Raw genomic sequence first — 653 nt, 5'->3', positions numbered from 1 at the left:
AAGGGCATGTCCGCCTGCCGATGCAGCCGAACCCATTTATGCAGCTGGTTGGCGTTCACCCCGGCCTTCAGCGCCAGCCCAGACAAAGATGCACCCGGCTGCAGGCAGGCCTCCACCAGCCGTCGCTTGTCCATGGAATCGAAGCTGCGCTTGCCGCCCACTCCAACGCGGGTCACCCGCAACGGCAAAAATGCAAGGTCATCCTGGGTCATAAATTGCGTCCGCAAGTTGTGGTTGCGGACGCAATCGTGGATCTTGCCAGACGCAAAAGCTAGGTGGGGGAAATCGAGCGCTTACGCACATCCGATTTCAGTGATTCCCTGCTGGAATCCAGCCTTGTACCCACTGTAGTCGTCGCACACCAGCTTGCCCTGCCAGCCAGCGAGGAACGCGCGGGCATGTTCGCCTGCCCGGGCTCTCGGCGAAGTCGTAGACCACGGCACGCAGATCACTGTAATGCGTGGGCGTTAATCTCCCGCTCCCTGTCCTCGACCTGGGCAATCAGCTGCGCGGCAAGCGCGCGTAATTGTTCCGGGCTGAGGGCGTTAAGATCGGCGGGCAGGTTCATGCAGACGAGTCTGCCAGAACCTTGGAGACCGGGAAAGCGCCACCGTTTACGTCCTTGCGGGCGTCATACGACGCGAATCACGCCG

1 protein-coding gene and 1 pseudogene are annotated in these 653 nt (G+C 61.3%); both read right to left on the bottom strand.

Annotated elements, in window-relative coordinates:
• The coding region (locus tag GCT19_RS42440; protein WP_152855043.1) for a transposase at positions 1–212 on the bottom strand (212 nt) is incomplete at its 3' end.
• An 87-nt stretch (positions 213–299) separates the two neighbouring features.
• Positions 300–462, bottom strand: a pseudogene (locus GCT19_RS42435) (IS66 family transposase); the annotation flags it as partial.
• Positions 463–653: the final 191 nt, after the last annotated feature.

Source organism: Paraburkholderia atlantica (assembly GCF_009362785.1).
GTDB lineage: Bacteria > Pseudomonadota > Gammaproteobacteria > Burkholderiales > Burkholderiaceae > Paraburkholderia > Paraburkholderia atlantica.
This window is presented reverse-complemented; position numbering and strand designations above follow the sequence as displayed.